General features: G+C 63.3%; 17 protein-coding genes. 12 read left to right on the top strand and 5 right to left on the bottom strand.

Going from position 1 to position 18,310, the window contains the following annotated elements; genetic code table 11:
- Nucleotides 1–73: 73 nt before the first annotated feature.
- The 3 genes from XH88_RS21485 to XH88_RS21475 all read left to right on the top strand — a co-directional run bounded on the left by XH88_RS21485 (nt 74) and on the right by XH88_RS21475 (nt 2,651).
- Entirely contained in the window at nt 74–487 is a 414-nt protein-coding gene (locus tag XH88_RS21485) for a Zn-ribbon domain-containing OB-fold protein (protein WP_271670232.1), read from the top strand.
- 3 nt (nt 488–490) lie between these two features.
- On the top strand, nt 491–1,630 hold the full coding sequence (locus XH88_RS21480; RefSeq protein ID WP_271670231.1) for a thiolase C-terminal domain-containing protein: 1,140 nt from the start codon (nt 491–493) through the stop codon (nt 1,628–1,630).
- Between the two features lie 106 nt (nt 1,631–1,736).
- Nucleotides 1,737–2,651 carry an SDR family NAD(P)-dependent oxidoreductase gene (locus XH88_RS21475; RefSeq protein WP_271670230.1) on the top strand — a complete coding sequence of 305 codons (915 nt, stop codon included), beginning with the start codon at nt 1,737–1,739 and terminating at the stop codon, nt 2,649–2,651.
- 64 nt (nt 2,652–2,715) lie between these two features.
- Here XH88_RS21475 and ppc read toward each other — a convergent pair whose 3' ends face one another.
- Nucleotides 2,716–5,505 carry a phosphoenolpyruvate carboxylase gene (gene ppc, locus XH88_RS21470; protein WP_271670229.1) on the bottom strand — a complete coding sequence of 930 codons (2,790 nt, stop codon included), beginning with the start codon at nt 5,503–5,505 and terminating at the stop codon, nt 2,716–2,718.
- 1,103 nt (nt 5,506–6,608) lie between these two features.
- On the opposite strand from ppc, the gene XH88_RS21465 reads away from it, so the two are divergent.
- The 6 genes from XH88_RS21465 (at nt 6,609) to XH88_RS21440 (ending at nt 9,976) form a co-directional block, all read left to right on the top strand.
- Entirely contained in the window at nt 6,609–6,824 is a 216-nt protein-coding gene (locus tag XH88_RS21465) for a dodecin family protein (RefSeq protein ID WP_061878534.1), read from the top strand.
- Between the two features lie 159 nt (nt 6,825–6,983).
- Complete coding sequence (locus tag XH88_RS21460) at nt 6,984–7,295, top strand: hypothetical protein (protein ID WP_271670409.1); 312 nt, start codon at nt 6,984–6,986, stop codon at nt 7,293–7,295.
- A 154-nt stretch (nt 7,296–7,449) separates the two neighbouring features.
- On the top strand, nt 7,450–7,626 hold the full coding sequence (locus tag XH88_RS21455; protein WP_271670228.1) for a hypothetical protein: 177 nt from the start codon (nt 7,450–7,452) through the stop codon (nt 7,624–7,626).
- Nucleotides 7,627–7,665: 39 nt separating this feature from the next.
- A complete protein-coding gene (locus XH88_RS21450; RefSeq protein WP_271670227.1) occupies nt 7,666–7,995 on the top strand; it encodes a GcrA family cell cycle regulator in 330 nt (109 codons plus the stop codon).
- Nucleotides 7,996–8,315: 320 nt separating this feature from the next.
- Complete coding sequence (locus tag XH88_RS21445; RefSeq protein ID WP_271670226.1) at nt 8,316–8,633, top strand: hypothetical protein; 318 nt, start codon at nt 8,316–8,318, stop codon at nt 8,631–8,633.
- Between the two features lie 260 nt (nt 8,634–8,893).
- The gene (locus tag XH88_RS21440) at nt 8,894–9,976 is read left to right on the top strand and encodes a beta-propeller fold lactonase family protein (RefSeq protein WP_271670225.1); all 1,083 of its coding nucleotides are present in this window, start codon (nt 8,894–8,896) and stop codon (nt 9,974–9,976) included.
- A gap of 85 nt (nt 9,977–10,061) precedes the next feature.
- Here XH88_RS21440 and XH88_RS21435 read toward each other — a convergent pair whose 3' ends face one another.
- The 3 genes from XH88_RS21435 to XH88_RS21425 all read right to left on the bottom strand — a co-directional run bounded on the left by XH88_RS21435 (nt 10,062) and on the right by XH88_RS21425 (nt 13,057).
- Nucleotides 10,062–10,466, bottom strand: a complete 405-nt coding sequence (locus XH88_RS21435; protein WP_271670224.1) for a YccF domain-containing protein — start codon at nt 10,464–10,466, stop codon at nt 10,062–10,064.
- A gap of 158 nt (nt 10,467–10,624) precedes the next feature.
- Nucleotides 10,625–12,169, bottom strand: coding sequence for an acyl-CoA synthetase (locus tag XH88_RS21430; protein WP_271670223.1), 1,545 nt, complete (start codon nt 12,167–12,169; stop codon nt 10,625–10,627).
- Between the two features lie 78 nt (nt 12,170–12,247).
- Nucleotides 12,248–13,057, bottom strand: coding sequence for a crotonase/enoyl-CoA hydratase family protein (locus XH88_RS21425; RefSeq protein WP_271670222.1), 810 nt, complete (start codon nt 13,055–13,057; stop codon nt 12,248–12,250).
- Nucleotides 13,058–13,162: 105 nt separating this feature from the next.
- On the opposite strand from XH88_RS21425, the gene XH88_RS21420 reads away from it, so the two are divergent.
- Nucleotides 13,163–14,035, top strand: coding sequence for an SDR family oxidoreductase (locus XH88_RS21420; RefSeq protein ID WP_271670221.1), 873 nt, complete (start codon nt 13,163–13,165; stop codon nt 14,033–14,035).
- 238 nt (nt 14,036–14,273) lie between these two features.
- Nucleotides 14,274–15,851 carry a fatty acid--CoA ligase gene (locus tag XH88_RS21415; RefSeq protein ID WP_271670220.1) on the top strand — a complete coding sequence of 526 codons (1,578 nt, stop codon included), beginning with the start codon at nt 14,274–14,276 and terminating at the stop codon, nt 15,849–15,851.
- A 115-nt stretch (nt 15,852–15,966) separates the two neighbouring features.
- Here the strand turns inward: XH88_RS21415 and XH88_RS21410 are convergent, their stop codons facing one another.
- Nucleotides 15,967–17,241: an acyl-CoA dehydrogenase family protein gene (locus XH88_RS21410; protein WP_271670219.1), complete on the bottom strand. Its 1,275-nt coding sequence runs from the start codon at nt 17,239–17,241 to the stop codon at nt 15,967–15,969.
- 213 nt (nt 17,242–17,454) lie between these two features.
- Between XH88_RS21410 and XH88_RS21405 the strand changes: the two genes are divergently transcribed.
- Complete coding sequence (locus tag XH88_RS21405) at nt 17,455–18,234, top strand: enoyl-CoA hydratase-related protein (RefSeq protein WP_271670218.1); 780 nt, start codon at nt 17,455–17,457, stop codon at nt 18,232–18,234.
- Nucleotides 18,235–18,310 lie beyond the last annotated feature (76 nt).

Raw genomic sequence — 18,310 nt, 5'->3', positions numbered from 1 at the left:
GCGATGGTCAATTGGCGCATCAAGATTGAAACGGACGAGCATCAAGTTCTCGCCTTTGGGAGGAGCTGCCGACATGGCCGAACCGCAGCGCGCGCGACCGAAACCGACGCCGGAGACCCAGCACTTCTGGGATGGCACCAAAGCGGGCGAATTGCGCCTGCAGCGCTGCGACGCCTGCGCGCATGTCTACTTTCCGCCGCGCCCGTTCTGCCCGTCCTGCGCCTCGCGCAAGGTCTCCGTGTTCAAGGCGAGCGGCAAAGGCTTCCTCTACAGCTACGTGATCAACCACCGCCCTGCAGCGCCCGGTTTCACGCCGCCCTATGCCATCGCCGTGGTGGAGCTTGCGGAGGGGCCGCGGATGATGAGCAACATCATCGACTGTGCGCAGACGCCGGAGGCACTCGAGCTCGACATGAAGCTCGAAGTCGCCTTCCAGGAGCTCGACGACAAGATCACCCTCCCCGTGTTCCGTCAGGCGAAAGGGTAGATCATGCGCAAGAACCAGGTTGCCGTCGTCGGCGCGGCCGAGACCACTGAGCTCGGTGTCATCCCCAACGCCTCGCAGCTCCAGCTTCACGCGGACGCGGCGCTCAACGCCATCGCGGATGCCGGACTGAAGCTCTCCGACATCGACGGTTTCGCCACCGCGGTCGAGACGCCGCAGCAGGTCTGCCACTATCTGGGCATCAAGCCGACCTGGGTGGACGGCACCTCGGTCGGCGGCTGCTCCTTCATGCTGCACGTCCGCCATGCGGCTGCGGCGATCGAGGCCGGCCTGTGCAAGACCGTGCTGATCACCCACGCCGAGAGCGGCAAGTCGATGATCGGCAAGCAGCCGCGCTTCACAGCGCCGGACAGTCTCAACGGCCAGTTCGAGGCGCCCTATGGCGTCTACGGCCCGCCCAGCATGTTCCCGATCCCCGTGCTGCGCTTCATGAAGACCTATGGCATCACGCATGAGCAGCTCGCCGCGGTCGCCGTCGTGCAGCGCGAATGGGCAGCGAAGAATCCGCGCGCGATGATGAAGGACCCGATCACGGTCACTGACGTCCTCAACTCGCGCATGATCGCCTATCCGTTCCGCCTGCTGCAGTGCTGCCTCGTCACCGATGGCGGCGGCGCCTTGATCCTGACCTCGGCCGACCGCGCCAGGGATTTTCCGCGCAAGCCCGTCTACATCATGGGCACCGGCGAGAGCGTGGAGACGCCGATGGTCAGCCAGATGGAGACCTTCAATTCCTCCCGCGCGTTCAAGACCGCGGGACCTCTGGCCTTCAAGGAGGCGGGCATCAAGCACGGGGATGTCGATCATCTCATGATCTACGATGCGTTTGCGCATCTGCCGTTGTTCGGCCTCGGCGATCTCGGCTTCATGCCGTATGAGGAGACCGGCAAGTTCATTGCCGACGGCAATACGCGGCCCGGGGCGAAGCTGCCGCTCAACACCAATGGCGGCGGCCTCTCCTACATGCATTCGGGCATGTACGGCATGTACGCGCTGCAGGAAAGCGTGCGCCAGATGCGCGGGATTGCGCCGGCGCAGGTGCCGAACGCGAAGATTTCGGTGTGCCACGGCGTCGGCGGCATGTTCGCTGCAAGTGGCACGATCGTGTTTACGAACGAGAGGTAGTGACTCGTCGTTCCGGGATGGTCCGAAGGACCAGACCCGGAACCTCGAGAATCCGGGTTCACGCTTCGCGTGCCCCGGAATGACGGAAACAACAGGAGGCATCCCCATGACGAAATCACTGCAGGACAAGGTCATCATCGTCACCGGCGCGGGCCGCGGCATCGGGCGCGAGATCGCGCTGCTCTGCGCGGCCGAGGGCGCCAAGGTGGTGGTCAACGATCCCGGCGGGGCCGCCGACGGCGCCGGTTCGAACGCCGCGCCCGCCGAGGAAGTGGTCGAGGAGATCAAGAAGCGCGGCGGCACGGCCGTGGCCAATTTCGAGTCGGTCGCCGAAGCGATCCCCGCCAGCAAGATCGTCAAGACCGCGACCGATCATTTCGGGCGGCTCGACGGTGTCGTCAACAATGCCGGCATCCTGCGCGACATGATCTTCCACAAGATGAGCGTCGAGGCGTTCGAGGCCGTCATCAAGGTTCATCTGATGGGCTCGTTCTATGTCAGCCACGCCGCGGCGCGGATCTTCCGCGAGCAGGAGAGCGGCTCCTTCGTGCATTTCACCTCGACTTCGGGCTTGATCGGCAACTTTGGCCAGGCCAACTACGCCGCCGCCAAGCTCGGCATCGTGGGTCTGTCGAAATCGATCGCGCTCGACATGGGCCGCTTCAACGTCCGTTCGAACTGCGTCTCGCCGTTCGCCTGGACTCGCATGATCGGCACCATCCCGACCGAGACCGAGGCCGAGAAGGCGCGCGTCGAGAAGATCAAGCAGATGGGTCCGGAGAAGATCGCCCCGCTCTGCGGCTACCTGCTCGGCGATTCCGCCAAGGACGTCACCGGCCAGATCTTCGGCGTGCGCATGAACGAGATCTTCCTGTTCAGCCAGAACCGTCCGATCCGATCGGTGCAGCGGAGCGAAGGCTGGACGCCGCAATCGATCGCGGAGCACGGCATGCCGGCACTGAAAGGCTCGTTCTACAAGCTCGACCGCTCCGCCGACATCTTCACCTGGGATCCGGTTTGAGCTTGTGCGAATAGTGAGTGGCGAATAGCAGACTATTCGCTACTTGCCATTCTCAATTCGCCTCCTAACCCGTATTCCGCAGGCCCGCCGAGATGCCGTTGATCGTCAGTTGAATCCCGCGCAGCACCTGCTCGTCCGGGTTCTGCGCGCGGTGCTCGCGCAAGAGCTCGACCTGCACGTGGTTGAGCGGGTCGAGATAGGGGAAGCGGTGCCGCACGGAGCGTTCAAGCAGCGGGTTGCCTTGCAGCAGGCGGTCCTGCCCCATGATCTCGAGCAGCGTCTCGATGCAGGAATGCCATTCGCGGCGAATGCGGCCGAAGATTTTTTCGCGCAGGGCCTCGTCCGGTACCAGCTCGGCATAGCGCGAGGCGATCGCGATGGAGCTTTTCGCCAGCACCATGTCCATGTTCGACAGCAGCATGCGGAAGAACGGCCATTCCTGGTAAAGCTCTTTCAGGAACGGCATGCCCTTGTCCGGGTGTTCGGCGATCCACTGCTCGACCGCGCTGCCGAAGCCGTACCAGCCCGGCAGCATCAGGCGGCATTGCGCCCAGGAGAACACCCAGGGAATGGCGCGAAGATCCTCGATCGCGCGGGTCTTCTTGCGCGAGGCCGGCCGGCTGCCGATGTTGAGTGTCGCGATTTCGTTGATCACGGTCGAGGACCAGAAATAGTCGACGAAACCTTCGGTCTCGTAGACGAGGCCGCGATAGGCCTTGAAAGCGAGGTTCGATAATTCGTCCATCGCGACCAGGTACTCGCGGCGCGGCGCGCTCTGGCTCGGCTGCAACAGGCTGGCGTCCAGGGTCGCCGCCGCCAGGATTTCGAGATTGTTGCGGCCGACTTCGGCGTTGGAATATTTCGACGAGATGATCTCGCCCTGCTCGGTGATGCGGATCTGGCCGTTCACGGCCCCGCCCGGCTGCGCGACGATGGCGTCATAGCTCGGTCCGCCGCCGCGACCGACCGAGCCGCCGCGGCCATGGAACAGACGCAGCCGCACATGGTGTCGCTCGAACACGTCGACGAGGCCGATCTCGGCCTTGTAGAGCTCCCAGCCCGAGGTGACGAAACCGCCATCCTTGTTCGAGTCGGAATAGCCGAGCATCACCTCCTGCACGCTGCCGCGGCTGTCGACGAGGCGGCGGTAATCGTGCAGCGACAGCATGCGATCCATGATGCCTGACGATGCCTGCAGGTCCTCGATGGTCTCGAACAGCGGCACGATGTTGATGGCGCTGCGCCCGGACGGATGGACCAGGCCGACCTCCTTCAGCAGCACCGCCACCTCGAGCATGTCGGACATGCCCTTGCACATCGAGATGATGCATTGGGGGATCGCGTCCGAGCCGAACATCGCATGCGCTTCCGCGGCGGCATGGAAGACGTTGAGCTCGCCCATGGTCTCGTCGCTGTACTTGACGAACGGCGAGACCAGCGCGCGCGTCGAGCGCAACTCGTTGGTCAGCAGCGAGATGCGCGCCTCCTCACCGAGCGCGAGATAGGACATGCCGGGATTGGCGGCATCGATCAGCTCCGCGATGGTGCGTTCATGCACGGCCGAGTTCTGGCGGATGTCGAGCCGCGCCAGATGGAATCCGAAGCAATCGACCGCGCGCCTGAGCAGCCGCAGCCGGCCACGCGCGATGACGCGGGCATTGTTGGAGATCAGCGAGCGGTGCAGCACGTCGAGATCGGCTTGCAGCTCCTTCACGCTCGTATATGGCGCGCCCTTGCCAACGGGACGGCGGGTGATCTCCACCTCGAGCTTTTCAGCCGTCGCGGTCAGGCGGGCATAGATGCCTGAGACCGCGAGACGATAAGGCTCGCCGCTCCGGTGCGGCGAGGTGTCGGGCGAGCGCTCCGCCAGCGTGCGCAGCTCCTCGGAGACGTCGGCGAGATGGGCTGCGATCGACAGTTCCGAGCCAAGCACGTGCAGCTCTTCCAGATAGAACTGCATGACCCGGCTCGACTGCAGCCGCAGCGTGCCGCGCATCACGTCGGCGGTGACGAAGGGATTTCCATCGCGGTCGCCGCCGATCCAGCTTCCCATGCGCAGGAACGAGGCGAGCTCGCCGGCCGCCTGCGCGCCGCCCTCCTCCAGCCGGTCCTCCAGCGCGTTGACCAGCCGCGGCACCTCGCGCAGGAAGGTGTAGTCGTAGAACGACAGGCCATTGGCGACCTCGTCGAGCACGGTGAGCTTGGTCCGGCGGAGCAGATTGGTCTGCCACAGCGTCAAGACCTCGCGGCGGAGCTGCTCGTCGCTCGCGGCGGCCTCCTCCGCGGTCAGCGCGACGCGCTCGCGGCGATCTAGCAAGGCCGCGACCTCCATCTCGCGGTCCATGGTGCTCTTGCGCCGGACCTCGGTCGGATGCGCGGTCAGCACCGGGCTGACGAGCGCGCTCCTGAAGAACTTGCGCAATGCGTCGGCGCCGATGCCCGCGCTCTTGGCCTTGGCGAGCGTCTCCGCCAGGACACCGGAGCTGCCGTTCTTGCCGGCGCGCATCTGGCGGATGTTGTTCTGGTCCTCGGCAATGTTGGCGAGGTGGGAGAAATAGCTGAAGGCGCGGACGATCCGCACCGTCTCGGAGATCGACATGCTGTCGAGGATCTGCTCGAGCTCGCGGCGGGCGAGCCGGTCCTCGTCGCGGTGGAACCGGATCGAGGTCTGCCTGATACGCTCGACCAGGTCGAACACGTCGGCCCCCTCCTGGTCGCGCACCGTGTCGCCCAGGATGCGTCCGAGCAGGCGGATCTCGTCGCGTAGCCGCGCATCCGCCTCCAGCGCCTGGACGTCCTCGGGACGGCTCGGGCGAAGATCGGTGGCATCGGACGATACGGTCTGGAGGGACATGGCTCGCTCCCTGTTCGAGCTCCCAAACGGCTCCTCAGTCCGGAGGAGTGTGCGATATTTTTCTACCGCAGTGCAAGATGAACTTGGTGGCGGCGCGGCAAAGTCATCGATCTTTGTTGCACACGAGCCGTCGATCTCGCGGCGCAGGCGCCCGAGCTTTGCTCTCCGTTCCGCCCTCGTCGAGAAGAAAGGGCGCAGGGAAGGCCGGGCGCCGGCTGGCACCCAGGGTCCGCACGCGAAAAACGCACGCGGGGTGACCACAGGTGACGCCGGGACATCCCGGCCTTCCCTGCGCAATGGTTTTACGGCTTATGGCGTGCTCTCCCCGGGGAGCGATGCACTATTGCCCCCGTCGCGCTGCGGATGACTGATGCGCGCACCCGGTCGGGCCGCCGCATCACCACAAGACTTGACGCACAGACTTCGGGCGTCAGGACCACACGCTTTTGCCGTCCGCGGACGTCGCTCCCAAACGTTCGAAGGTTCGCGCGTGCTCACCCCCGAGGCCAAAAGCAACGCTGCGACCGCGCCGTGTCGATCCCGCGGATCGCGATGGCTCACGAGGCCTGGCCCGCCCTGCCATCCCGTCACGCGCCGGCGCTACCGCGTCCATCGCATCCCGGCCTACGTATCGTGACGATCGCGAAACGCCCCTTTGACGGGTCGGGATAGACTGCGATATATCCGAAATAGCAAATTCGGTCAATCAGAAAATATCGCATTTGAGCTCTTGACCTTCATGTGGCGTGTCTTGCCCGACGGCAATGCGAGGAATCGGGCGCGCAACAGCGGCTCAGCACCGTCGTGCCCAGGACAACGTCCGCTCCACCACGGACTGCCGACCCGCGGTTGCCGCCTCTCTGTTCGTCTTTGGGGCCAAGAGGCGACAATATTCAGCAGCCAACTGGCGGGAAGGAGATTCCATTTGCGTCGCCGGGGCTGAAAATGTGACCGCATCTCGCGACGAGGCCGGCCGAGTTCTTCTTTGGGGCAAACAGGAAAAGTGACAGCCAATCGAACCTTTTTCCGCGGCATCCGCCGACACGTTTCAACGTCGAGATCCAGATGCTAGATTTCCGGTCCCTGCCGAATAGGAGGACGACATGCCCGATAGCGTCTACAAGGTCATTGAACTGGTCGGTACCAGCACCGACTCGTGGGAGAAGGCGGCCGCCAATGCGGTCGAGCGAGCCGCTAAATCTCTCCGAGACCTTCGCGTTGCAGAGGTCGTCAAGCTCGATATGCAACTGGATGACAAGGGAAAAGTCGAAGCCTATCGCGCCAAGCTCAACGTATCGTTCAAGTTCGAGGGCTCCTGAGCCTCAGCACCTCGCCCCCTTGCGGACGAGGATGGCTCATTGGAAAAGGCGCGTTGCGCGGTCCGCCCGACCGGACGTGGCCCATCCCGGAAGTTGGCACTAGTCCGACTGGGGCTGATATGCTTTGATGCGAAGGGGCGTATGGCGCGCGTTGGCCACATGTACATGGTCATTCGCAAGTACACGAAGGTTCGTTCGGTTGCGGACGCCGCTCGTCGCGCCAAGAGCGGCGTCGGTGAGATCCTAAGACAATCGCAGGGATTTAGATCTTACCATGTGCTGGATGCGGGCGACGGTGTCGGTATCGCCGTGATGATATTTGACGACCGCGAAAGCGCCAACGCAGCGAACGCCAAGATACTGGCGTTTGTTCAGGCAAGTCTACATGACCTCGATCTTGGGGTTCCCGAAGTCAGCAGCGGCGAGGTTCTGGTGGACATCGAGTCTAATGGGTCTTCGGGCACAAAGTAGCCCCAAGCGTCGCCAATAGCGTGGCGGGTGCGGCCCTTGCTCACGTCATCGACCTGATATCACCCTCGCGTTTGCAACGATCGCGCCCTGGACCTGCGCGTGCCGCCCGTCAGGAATAGTCGACTGCGGGTGCTATTCGAGGAGCAGCAACGACATGAAGCAACACACCTTCGAAGCATTTTCAATCTCGACGACCGGATGGTCACCACTCGTGCTTATTGGCGCCGCGATGCCGCCAAGGGATCCCGATGAAGAGGAGGAGGACGAAGACGACGAAGAGGTCGATGATGCTGACAATCCGCCCGTCGTGCGCGAGCCGGACGAAGACTAGACTGGCGCAGGTTCGGCAGTCGGCGCTATAATATCTCTCATGGGCTGGGATGCGAAAGACATAACGCTCCTCACTAAGCTCTGGTCCGCAGGACAGAGCGCCACGCAGATTGCGCGCCGTCTCGGATGCAGTCGTAACGCGGTCTGCGGCATGCTGACCCGTCAGGGCCTGAAGCGCGGCCGCAGGCCGCCCACAGCAAGGCCCAAGATAAGGCGCCCCCCGAAACTGAAGCCGATGACGTCAACAGCCTGCGCCCGTGCAGTCGCAAAGAAGGTGTCGCGGAGCACAACGGAGAGGCAGCAGCCCAAGGAATTCAGCAGGCAGCAGCTTTACGCCATGCTGGCCGAGGCGGTCAAAAATACTGGCTAAGAGCTCACCACGAACGTCCTTGCGCTCCCGTCACTGTCCGGCCCGCTCGACGGGTTCGGCTGTCGTGCACCTTCCCAAGTTCGTTTGCTTCAGGTCATGAGCTGCCCTCGGCAGCCTGCACTGCCTCGGTCGGCTCACCTCCTGGAAGCAGATGTCGCTCCGCTTTGAGCGCAGGTCAGCGACGGGCCGATAGCGGTGGTCGCGTCTCGTCAATCTACCAGCAACCATACGGAAGTGAACGCGAGCGGTTCCACCTAAACAAGAGTAGATGACTGCTCCATCTCTGGATAGTCTCGGCGGGTGTTTGGAAGGCACTGAGCATGATACCAGCAGACTACGTCTTTGGCTCAGCTATCGCGTTGGTCCTCGCGTTGAACCTTTATCTTGGCCCGCGCATCGAAAGCGAGCGTGTTGCCATGCAATGGGGTCCAGGCAGCGAGCCAACTTGGTACGCCCCAAAATGGCTCGCAATGTGGGGGATGATTGCCTTCATGGCGGCCGTCCGGCTCTTCATTTGGCTGGCTTCAACATATGCGCCGCAGCATGTGCACGGTGCTGAATTTGGAATAGTCATTTTCTCGCTGATCGCCGCCGGTTCCCACCTGTTCGTTTTGATGAAGGCAAGCGCGCCCCTCTGAAAGTATTCGCGCAAGTCGGCTGTGGGTCAGACGCGGCGCCATGAAACTCGGCGCGAAGGTTTGCTTGCCGGCCACGAGCGGACGAGACATCACTGGCGAACGAACGTTCCGCAGCGTAAGCTGCCGACACCAGCCCTCCAGAGGTTGGGCATCATTTGGGGGAGAACGCCAAGATGTCCCGTAACCATGCGATAGGATTATCTTTTGCGGCCGCCTTGCTGCTCGGTAGCAGCTTTAGCACTGGGCACGCGAAGCCATTGATGATCGTGGGGCTTGACGAGAAGCTTCTGTGGGACGACAGCGGCAAGCCCGTCTTGTCCGCCGCGGGCAAGGATCAGGTTCTCATCGTCGATCTCGCCTCTCCTGAAACCCCGAAGATCGTTGCCGCCCTGCCGCTGAAGAACTCGGTGGTGGGACCGCCCGTGAACGTTGCGATCGATCCCAGCGGAACGATTGCGCTGGTCGCCGACTCCGTCGATGTGGTCAAGGACGGAGCGGCGTTGAAACAGGTGCTCGACAACAAGATCTACGTCGTCGATTTGCGGGCCGATCCGCCCAAGCTGGCCGCGACGCTCACTGGCGGGAAGCAGCCATCCGGGCTCAGCTTCAGCCCAGACGGCAAGATGGCGCTCGTCGCCAATCGCGGAGACAATTCGATCAGCGTGCTTTCCGTGAATGGCACTGACGTGAAGATCACGGACACCGTTGCGATGCCGGACAGTCCGTCGCACGTGGCGTTCACCCCGGATGGCAAGCGAGCCCTGGTCGCCCGCTTCCCTGCTCACAAGATCTCGATGCTGGACGTCGCAGGCGACAAGGTGACGTACAGCAAGATCGACCTGCCGGCCGGCCAGTGGCCCTACAATGTCGCGGCTGCTCCCAGCGGAAAAATCGCGCTGACCTCGGACAACGGCAACGCAGGTGCCTCTGACGGAAGCGTGGACACCACAAGCGTCATCGATCTGGAGAGCAATCCGCCGCGCATCATCGATCGCGTGGTCGTCGGCGACGGTCCCGAGGGTCTTGCAATCAGTCCGAAGGGCGACGTCGCGGTTTCCGTGATTCTGCGCGGCTCCAACATGAAGAACGCATATTTCTACGAAAAGAACGGCAGCATCACGGTGCTGAAGATTGATGGGAAGAAAGTAAGCAAGATCCAGGATATCGAGGTCGGCGGGTTACCGGAGGCCGCGGTATTCACTCCCGACGGCAAATACCTTCTCGTCGGCAACTATCTGACACAGGACTTCTCGATCCTTAAGGTCGATGGCACGAACGTGACGGATACGGGCAAGCGCTTCCAGGTGCCAGGACATCCCGCCTCGGCCAGGATGGGGCCGTAGCTTGTATCCGTTGTCGCCCGGAAGTCGAAGGCCCGCGTCAAACCGGGCCTTCATTCTGTCACCAGAAGATTGGTGTTGCCTTTGACTAGGCCGGCACGATCACCTTGCCGATCGGCCAGAGCGCGATACCCGCGAGCTTGAGATGGGCCCAGGCAAAGGGAATGCCGATGATGGTAATCGCGAGGACCAGCGCGGTCACGAGATGGCCGAGCGCCAGCCACCAGCCGGCGAGCACGAACCAGATGATGTTACCGATCACCCCGAGCGGGCCGGTGCCGATATCCTCGACACCAGTGACCTCGTAGCGGCTGACCGCCCGCGAGCCGAACGGCAGCAGCGTGTAGACGGCGATGTTGAACGCCGCCCGCGCCCAGGGCAGGCCGATGATGGTGATGGCCATGATGATGGCGGCGACCAGCCAGCCGAACGCCATCCAGGCGCCGCCGATGAGGATCCAGAGGATGTTGAGGAGAATGGATACGGGGGCCATGGGATGATCCAGAAGACGATGACGCCGTTGATATAGGATCGAAATCTGTCCCTGCGAAGACGCCAAGACAGCCCGGATGGAAGAGAGCGTCATCCGGGATCGTGCCACAGGCTGGAGCGGTCCGGGATTGCGCTGCGCTCCCGGCGGGCCAAGGACCGTTAAATCTTCCGGCCCACCTGCTCCCAATAGGGATCGCGCAGGCGGCGCTTGAAGATCTTGCCGGAATCTTCGCGCGGCAGTCCCGTGCGGATCTCGATGTGCTTGGGCACCTTGTAATCGGCAAGGTGCGCCTTCAGGCTGGCGCGGATGGCAGCCACGTCCAACGCACGACCTGCCTGCGGCTCGACCACCGCCATCAGCGCCTCGCCGAACTCGGTATCGGGGATGCCGAACACCGCGCAATCATGCACCCCTGATACGGCATGCAGCACCGACTCGATCTCGGCCGGATAGATGTTGACGCCGCCCGAGATCACCATGTCGCGCTTGCGGTCGCAGATGAAGACATAGCCGTCTTCGTCGATATAGCCGACGTCGCCGGAGGTGATGAAGCCGTCGCGATCGATCTCGGCGCGCTTCTCCGGCTTGTTGTGATAGGTGAAGTCGGCCATATCAGGCATGCGGGAATAGATCTCGCCGATCTCGCCGACGCCAAGCACCCGGCCGTTCTCGCCGATGAAACGCAGCTCGGCGCCGGGCGAGATCTTGCCGACGGTGCCGGGCTTCTTAAGCGCATCCTCTGATGTTGCGAAGGTGACGGCGCTGGACTCGGTCGAGCCGTAGAACTCGTAGATCACCGGCCCCCACCATTCGATCATGGCACGCTTGACGTCGGCCGGGCACGGTGCGGCGGCGTGGATGACATGGCGCAGCGAGGAGACGTCGTACTTCCTGCGCACATCCTCCGGCAGCTTCATCAGGCGGATGAACATGGTCGGCACCATGAAGATGGTGTCGATCTTGTAACGCTCGATCAGCTGCAGAAACTCCTCCGCCTCGAAGCGCGGCATCAGCACCAGCGCGCCGCCGAGTTTTCCGGCGCGGATGCCGAACGAGTTCGGCGCGGAGTGATAGAGCGGGCCCGGCAGGATCGCACGCGCCCCGGGCTTCAGGCCGTAGATCATCGCGCGCATGCGCTCGCCCGCGGCCTGCTGCTCCGGCGTTGGCGCATTGCGTCGCACGCCCTTGGGGTGGCCCGTGGTGCCTGACGTGTAGATCATGTTCATCGGCTGCGGCACCACCGGGCCGTCATAGGGCTGGAATTGCGCGAGCCAGGATTCGAAATCGATCGCGAAATCCGGCGGCGCCAGATGCTCGGGATCGATCTGGTAATTGGATAGGATTTCCGGCGGCGTCGGCACGCTCAGCACGGTGACACCTGCAGGAATCGCACCGCGCAAGGCGTGCAGCATGTCGGCATGCCCGATCAGCACGGATGTGCCGGTGTCGTTCAGGATGTAGTTGATCTCCTCCGGCTTGAAGTGCCAGTTGATCGGCACGCCATAGGCGCCGAGACGCATCGCGGCGTAGGCTGCTTCAAGGAAGGCAATGTCGTTGCGCATCAGCATACAGACGCAGTCGCCTTGCTTGACGCCGATTTCGGCGAGGCCGGAGGCGATGCGGTCGGCGCGGCTGGCGACTTCGGCGTGAGTGCGATGGCGCTCGCCGGAAACGATGCCGAGGAAATGGGGCGTTTCGCTCATTGTTGGTTTTCTTTGTTGTTCAGCGACGGGCTTAGTTATTCGTCATCACCGGGCTTGTCCCGGTGATGACGGAAAGTGCTAATCTGCAAACTTCGCCGCGCGCTTCTCCAGATTGGCGCGCACCGCCTCAGTCTGGTTGGCGCTGCCGATCAGCTTCTGCTGCTCGACCGACTCCGCAAGCAGCGCGGGGCCCGGATCGACCGAGAGGTTGTTGAGCATCCGCTTGGCCGCGCGGATCGCATCGGGGCTCTTGCCTGCGATTTCGCGCGCGGCTTCCAGCGCCGCCCCGCGCGGGTCATCGCAGATGCGGGTGGCGAGGCCGTAAGCCATCGCCTCTTGCGCGGAGAAGATGCGGCCGGTGTAGGTGAGCTCGCGCAAGATGTCGTCGCGCACGAGGCTCGCCAGGATCGGCGTTCCCGCCATGTCGGGCACGAGGCCCCATTTGATCTCCATGATCGACATCCGCGCGTCCGCCGAGAGAAAGCGCATGTCGGCCCCGAGCGCGAGCTGGAAGCCGCCACCGAAGGCAACGCCGTGCACGGCCGCAATCACCGGCACCGGAAGCTGGCGCCAGCCCCACACTGCCTGCTGCGCGAAGTTCGCCTTCCCATGCGTACGGATGGTGAGATCGCGATTTTCGCCACCCGGAATTCCGTTGCCGCCCTTCTCCTTCATGGCGGCAAAACGCCCCATGTCGAGACCGGCGCAAAACGCGCGGCCTTCACCTGAGAGCACGACGACGCGCACGCCTTTTTCCTTCGAAAGCCGGTCGGTTGCAGCGACAAGGGCCTCGAACATCGCCTGATCGAGCGCATTCATCTTGTCTGCACGCACCAGGCGCACGTCGGCGACGCCTTCCGAGATCGAGATCGAGACGCGATCTTCCATGGACGAATTCTCCCCTGTTCTTGTTCGGTGCCGCTTTACAGAAAGCTGCCAGCCGGATTTAGTCAATCGACCAATTAACTGACGATACGTACGGGAGAAACAGCCATGTTCAAGGAGAATCTTCTGGCTGGGCGGCGCATTCTCGTCACCGGCGGCGGCACCGGGCTCGGCAAGTCGATGGCGGCGCGCTTTCTGCAACTCGGCGCCGAGGTGCACATCTGCGGCCGGCGCAAGATCGTCTGCGACGAGACCGCGACCGAGCTTATGGATTTGTATGGCGGCCGGGTCACCAGTCACGGCGTCGACATCCGCAACGCGCTCGCGGTCGATGAGATGGTCGAGACCATCTTTCGCGACGGTGGTCTCACCGACCTCATCAACAATGCCGCCGGCAATTTCATCTCGCGCACCGAGGAGCTGTCGCCGCGCGGCTTCGACGCGGTCGCCAACATCGTCATGCACGGCACGTTCTACGTGACCCATGCGGTCGGCAAGCGCTGGATCGCGGACAAGCAACCCGGCAACGTCGTCTCGATCACCGTGACCTGGGTGCGCAACGGCTCGCCTTACGTCGTGCCGTCGGCGATGAGCAAGTCCGCGATCCACGCCATGACGATGTCGCTGGCGACCGAATGGGGCCGCTACGGCATTCGCCTCAACACTATCGCGCCGGGCGAAATCCCGACCGAAGGCATGAGCAAGCGCATCAAGCCGGGTGATGAAGCCGGCGCGCGCACCAAGGCGATGAACCCGATGGGCCGGGTCGGCACCATGGAGGAATTGCAGAACCTCGCGACATTCCTGATTTCCGGCGGCTGCGACTGGATCAACGGCGAGACCATCGCCATGGACGGCGCCCAGGCGCTCGCGATGGGCGGCAATTTCTACCAGCTCCGCGACTGGAGCGACGACGACTGGAAGACCGCGCGCGAAAGCATCATGGCGCAGAACGAGAAGGATCGGGCGAAGCGGGGATAACGCTCTCTCGTGCCCCGGACGCAGCGCAGCACGCCGCTTTCGGCGTGGTGCGCTGCTGAGCCGGGGCCCATCCCTCCTTGCGCGCAGCAGCAACATGGGTCCCGGGTCTGCGCAGCAGCGCAAGGGCGCTGCAGCGCGCCCGGGACACGGAAACAACCACCGCCCCTCCCCCATCTTGTCTTCCCCCGCGGATGACGCCACACTCTCCGGCACAAAAACAAAACGCTACGGGAGAGACATGTCCACACAGCGATTGGCTGATCTCGCCGACATGGTGCGCGAGCGCGCGAAAAGCCGCGGCGATGCCATCGCCTACGAGTTCGAGGGCCACGCCACCAGCTTCGCCGAATTCGACGTCAGGACCAACAAGGTCGCCAATGCCCTGATCGCGATGGGCGTGAAGAAGGGTGACCGCATCGCCTATCTCGGCAAGAACAGCGACATCTATTTCGAGCTGCTGATGGGCGCGATGAAGGCCGGCGTGGTGATGGCGCCTGTGAACTGGCGGCTCGCCGGGCCTGAGGTCGCCTTCATCGTCGCCGACTGCAAGGCGCCGGTGCTGTTCGTCGGGCCGGAATTCATCACCCTGGTTCGCCAGATCAGGGACCAGCTTCCGGGCGTACGCACCATCATCACCACCGAAGGCGGCGCGCCGGAGTGGCAGGATTTCACCGCCTGGCGCGATGCGCAGAGCGGCGATGATCCGAACGTACCGATCGACACGAAGGACATCGCAATCCAGCTCTACACGTCAGGCACGACGGGCAAGCCGAAGGGCGCCATGCTGAGCCACGCGAATTTCCTCAATCTCGTGCAGACCGGCAATGCCGAGGACAAGCCGGAGTGGAACCGGTGGTCGACCGATGACGTCTCGCTGGTGGCGATGCCAATCTTCCACATCGGCGGCTCCGGCTGGGGCGTGATGGGGCTCTACCACGGCGCCCGAGGCGTGATCGCGCGGGAGTTCGATCCGGCCAAGGTGCTGGATTTCTTCGAGCAGTCCGGCATCACGAAACTATTCATGGTGCCGGCGGCGATGCAGTTCGTGGTGCGGCAGCCGCGCGCGAAGACGGTCGATTTCTCCAGGCTCAAATACATGCTCTATGGCGCCTCCCCGATTCCGGCGGCTCTGCTGAAGGAATGTCTCGAGGTCTTTAAATGCGGCTTCGTGCAGATGTATGGCATGACCGAGACGACCGGCACCATCGTCGCGCTGCCGCCCGAAGATCACGTCGAAGGTCTCGAGCGGATGCGCTCGGCCGGTAAGGCGCTGCCGGGCATCGAGCTCGCCATCCTCGACGCCGACGGCAAGCCGCTGCCGCCGCGCCAGGTTGGCGAGATTGCGACGCGCTCGGGCTCGAACATGGCGGGCTACTGGAATCTGCCCGAAGCGACCGCCGCGACGCTGCGCAGCGACGGCTGGCTGCGCACGGGCGATGCCGGCTACATGGATGAGGACGGCTATCTCTACATCCACGACCGCATCAAGGACATGATCATCTCCGGCGGCGAGAACATCTATCCCGCCGAGGTCGAGAGCGCGCTGTGCGATCACCCCGATGTCGCCGAGGCCGCCGTCATCGGCGTACCCGACGAGATCTGGGGCGAGGCGGTCAAGGCCGTCGTGGTGATGAAGCCCGGCAAGCAGGCCACCGCCACCGACATCATCAATTTCACCCGCGAACGCATCGCCGGCTACAAGACGCCCAAGAGTGTGGAGTTCCTGCCGGCGCTGCCGAGGAATCCGTCAGGCAAGATCCTGCGGCGGCAGCTGCGCGAGCCGTATTGGGCGGGGAAGGAAAGACGGGTGAATTGATCGGCGGTGCCGTAGGGTGGGCAAAGGCTCAAAGCGCCGTGCCCACCGTTCTTCCAGATTAGCGAGAGGTGGTGGGCACGCTTCGCTTTGCCCATCCTGCGAGACTGTGCAAGCCTCAATGCTTCCCCGGCCCCATATAGCCGAACAAGAACCCTGCCACTTTCCGCATCTGGATCTCCTCGCTGCCTTCGGTGATGCGGTAGCGGCGATGGTGGCGGTAGATGTGCTCGAACGGCTTGTGGCGTGAGTAGCCCATACCGCCGTGGACCTGCATGGCGCGGTCGGCGGATTCGCAGCAGAGGCGGTTTGCCCAGTAATTGCACATGGAGACGCGGTCGGAGAGCGTGCGCTCGATCTGCTCCTCGGTGAGCTGATCCATCTCCCAGGCGGTCTTGCGGATCAACAGGCGCAGCATCTCGGCTTGCGTGGCAAGCTCGACCAGCGGGAACTGGATCGCCTGATTCTCGGCCAGCGCCTTGCCGAACGGCTTGCGCTCGCGCGCGTATTTGACGCTCTCGTTGATGCAGTACACGGCCGCGCCCAGCGAGCTCGCGGCCTGGCGAATGCGGTTCTGATGCACGAAACATTGCGCCAGCGACAGGCCGCGGCCGACTTCGCCGAACTGCGCATCCTCGGGCACGAACACATCCGTGAAGCTGACGCGGGGATGATCAGTCGGCATGTTGAAGGTCCACATGTATTCCTCGACCTTGACGCCGTGGCTCCTGGCGGGCACCAGGAAGCAGGTGATGCCGCGGGCATCGCCGTCATTGCCTGACGTGCGTGCGAACAGCGCGCAATGCGTGGCGACGTGCATGCCCGTCGTCCACATCTTCTCGCCATTGATGATCCAGCCCTTGACGTTGTCTCTGACAGCAGGCACCGCACGCGTCTCCATGTGGGTCGCGTCCGAGCCGTGATGCGGCTCGGTCAATCCAAACGTGATGCGATATTTGCCCCTGATCGAATCGTCGATCATCGCCTTCTGGTCGTCGCGGCCGTAGCGGTCGAGCATGGTGACGATGGGGAAATTGCCGACGATCGAATGCTCGTTCTGCAGGTCGTTGTGCAGGCCGAGACCCTTGGCCGCAAAGTGCTCGCGGATCACGGCCATCCAGAGATTGGAGCCGTCCCTGCCGCCATATTGCCTCGGCACTGGAAAGCGCAGATGCCCAGCGGCATCGGCGAGATCCTTCGCATTGCGCAGAAGTGCTTCCCATTCGTGCCGCGGCAGGCCGCCATTCTCGAAATCGGTGCGCGCCCATTCGCGGCGATGATCGAAGAAGCGGATGTTGTCGTCGGCCTCTTCCAGCGGCTTGATCTCGCGTTCGATGAAACGATCGAGCTCTCCCAGATAGGCGACGAGATCGGCAGGCAATGAGAAATCCACAGCTTCTCTCCCGGATTGATTCTTGTCGTTTGCGTTAAGGCGCTAGGGGCGTCTTTGCTTCGCACGATTAAGGTGAGAAGAGCGCGCGCAAGTCAAGCAAGCCGAGACGTGTGACGCGCGCAAAGCGCACCCGCGCAATTCGATGGCGCGCCGGCGCCCACGCGCGGTAGTATGACCCCGATATTCCTGACGAGAAAATGCGGAGAACGCGCGATGGAGCTGAAATTTTCCAAGGTGGAACGCAAGGGGCCGATCACGATCGTCACGCTGTCGCGGCCTGAGGTCTACAACGCGCTGCACATTGATGCGCATTTCGAGCTCAACAAGGTGTTCGACGATTTTTCCGCAGATCCTGCGCAATGGGTCGCAATCGTCACCGGCGCCGGCGACAAGGCATTCTGCGCCGGCAACGATCTGAAGTGGCAAGCCGCCGGCGGCAAACGCGGCTGGGACAAGGGCGGATTTGCAGGTCTCACTTCGCGATTCGACTGCGACAAGCCGATCATCGCCGCGGTGAACGGCGTCGCCATGGGCGGCGGCTTCGAGATCGCGCTGGCCTGCGACCTCATCATTGCGTCGGAGAATGCGACCTTCGCACTGCCGGAGCCGCGCGTTGGCCTCGCCGCGCTCGCGGGCGGCCTGCATAGGCTGCCGCGGCAGATCGGCCTGAAGCGCGCCATGGGCATGATCCTCACCGCGCGTCATGTCAGCGCCAGGGAAGGCCGTGAGCTCGGCTTCGTCAACGAGGTGGTGCCGCAGGGCGAGGCGCTCGCGGCCGCGCTGCGCTGGGCCGAGATGATCACCAAGAACTCGCCGATGTCGATCCGGGCCTCGAAGCAGGCGATCCAGAAGGGGCTCGGCGTCTCGCTGGAGCAGGCGATCACGGAACAACGGGAGTATCCGGCGGTGCAGGCGATGGTGGCCTCACAGGATTACATCGAGGGACCAAAGGCGTTCGCGGAGAAGCGGCCACCGAAATGGATGGGGAAGTAGGCGGTCCTTTCCGGCGTCATTGCGAGCGCAGCGAAGCAATCCAGAATCTTTCCGCGGAGAAAGTCTGGATTGCTTC

It is taken from the genome of Bradyrhizobium sp. CCBAU 51627, assembly GCF_028128765.1.
Taxonomy (GTDB): Bacteria; Pseudomonadota; Alphaproteobacteria; order Rhizobiales; family Xanthobacteraceae; genus Bradyrhizobium.
This window is presented reverse-complemented; position numbering and strand designations above follow the sequence as displayed.

Excerpts from the sequence above, each read along its gene's own strand:
- XH88_RS21485 (WP_271670232.1), top strand. The coding sequence starts at position 74 with ATGGCCGAACCGCAGCGCGCGCGACCGAAACCGACGCCGGAGACCCAG.
- XH88_RS21480 (WP_271670231.1), top strand. The coding sequence starts at position 491 with ATGCGCAAGAACCAGGTTGCCGTCGTCGGCGCGGCCGAGACCACTGAG.
- XH88_RS21475 (WP_271670230.1), top strand. The coding sequence starts at position 1,737 with ATGACGAAATCACTGCAGGACAAGGTCATCATCGTCACCGGCGCGGGC.
- ppc (WP_271670229.1), bottom strand. The coding sequence starts at position 5,505 with ATGTCCCTCCAGACCGTATCGTCCGATGCCACCGATCTTCGCCCGAGC.
- XH88_RS21465 (WP_061878534.1), top strand. The coding sequence starts at position 6,609 with ATGCCCGATAGCGTCTACAAGGTCATTGAACTGGTCGGTACCAGCACC.
- XH88_RS21460 (WP_271670409.1), top strand. The coding sequence starts at position 6,984 with ATGTACATGGTCATTCGCAAGTACACGAAGGTTCGTTCGGTTGCGGAC.
- XH88_RS21455 (WP_271670228.1), top strand. The coding sequence starts at position 7,450 with ATGAAGCAACACACCTTCGAAGCATTTTCAATCTCGACGACCGGATGG.
- XH88_RS21450 (WP_271670227.1), top strand. The coding sequence starts at position 7,666 with ATGGGCTGGGATGCGAAAGACATAACGCTCCTCACTAAGCTCTGGTCC.
- XH88_RS21445 (WP_271670226.1), top strand. The coding sequence starts at position 8,316 with ATGATACCAGCAGACTACGTCTTTGGCTCAGCTATCGCGTTGGTCCTC.
- XH88_RS21440 (WP_271670225.1), top strand. The coding sequence starts at position 8,894 with ATGATCGTGGGGCTTGACGAGAAGCTTCTGTGGGACGACAGCGGCAAG.
- XH88_RS21435 (WP_271670224.1), bottom strand. The coding sequence starts at position 10,466 with ATGGCCCCCGTATCCATTCTCCTCAACATCCTCTGGATCCTCATCGGC.
- XH88_RS21430 (WP_271670223.1), bottom strand. The coding sequence starts at position 12,169 with ATGAGCGAAACGCCCCATTTCCTCGGCATCGTTTCCGGCGAGCGCCAT.
- XH88_RS21425 (WP_271670222.1), bottom strand. The coding sequence starts at position 13,057 with ATGGAAGATCGCGTCTCGATCTCGATCTCGGAAGGCGTCGCCGACGTG.
- XH88_RS21420 (WP_271670221.1), top strand. The coding sequence starts at position 13,163 with ATGTTCAAGGAGAATCTTCTGGCTGGGCGGCGCATTCTCGTCACCGGC.
- XH88_RS21415 (WP_271670220.1), top strand. The coding sequence starts at position 14,274 with ATGTCCACACAGCGATTGGCTGATCTCGCCGACATGGTGCGCGAGCGC.
- XH88_RS21405 (WP_271670218.1), top strand. The coding sequence starts at position 17,455 with ATGGAGCTGAAATTTTCCAAGGTGGAACGCAAGGGGCCGATCACGATC.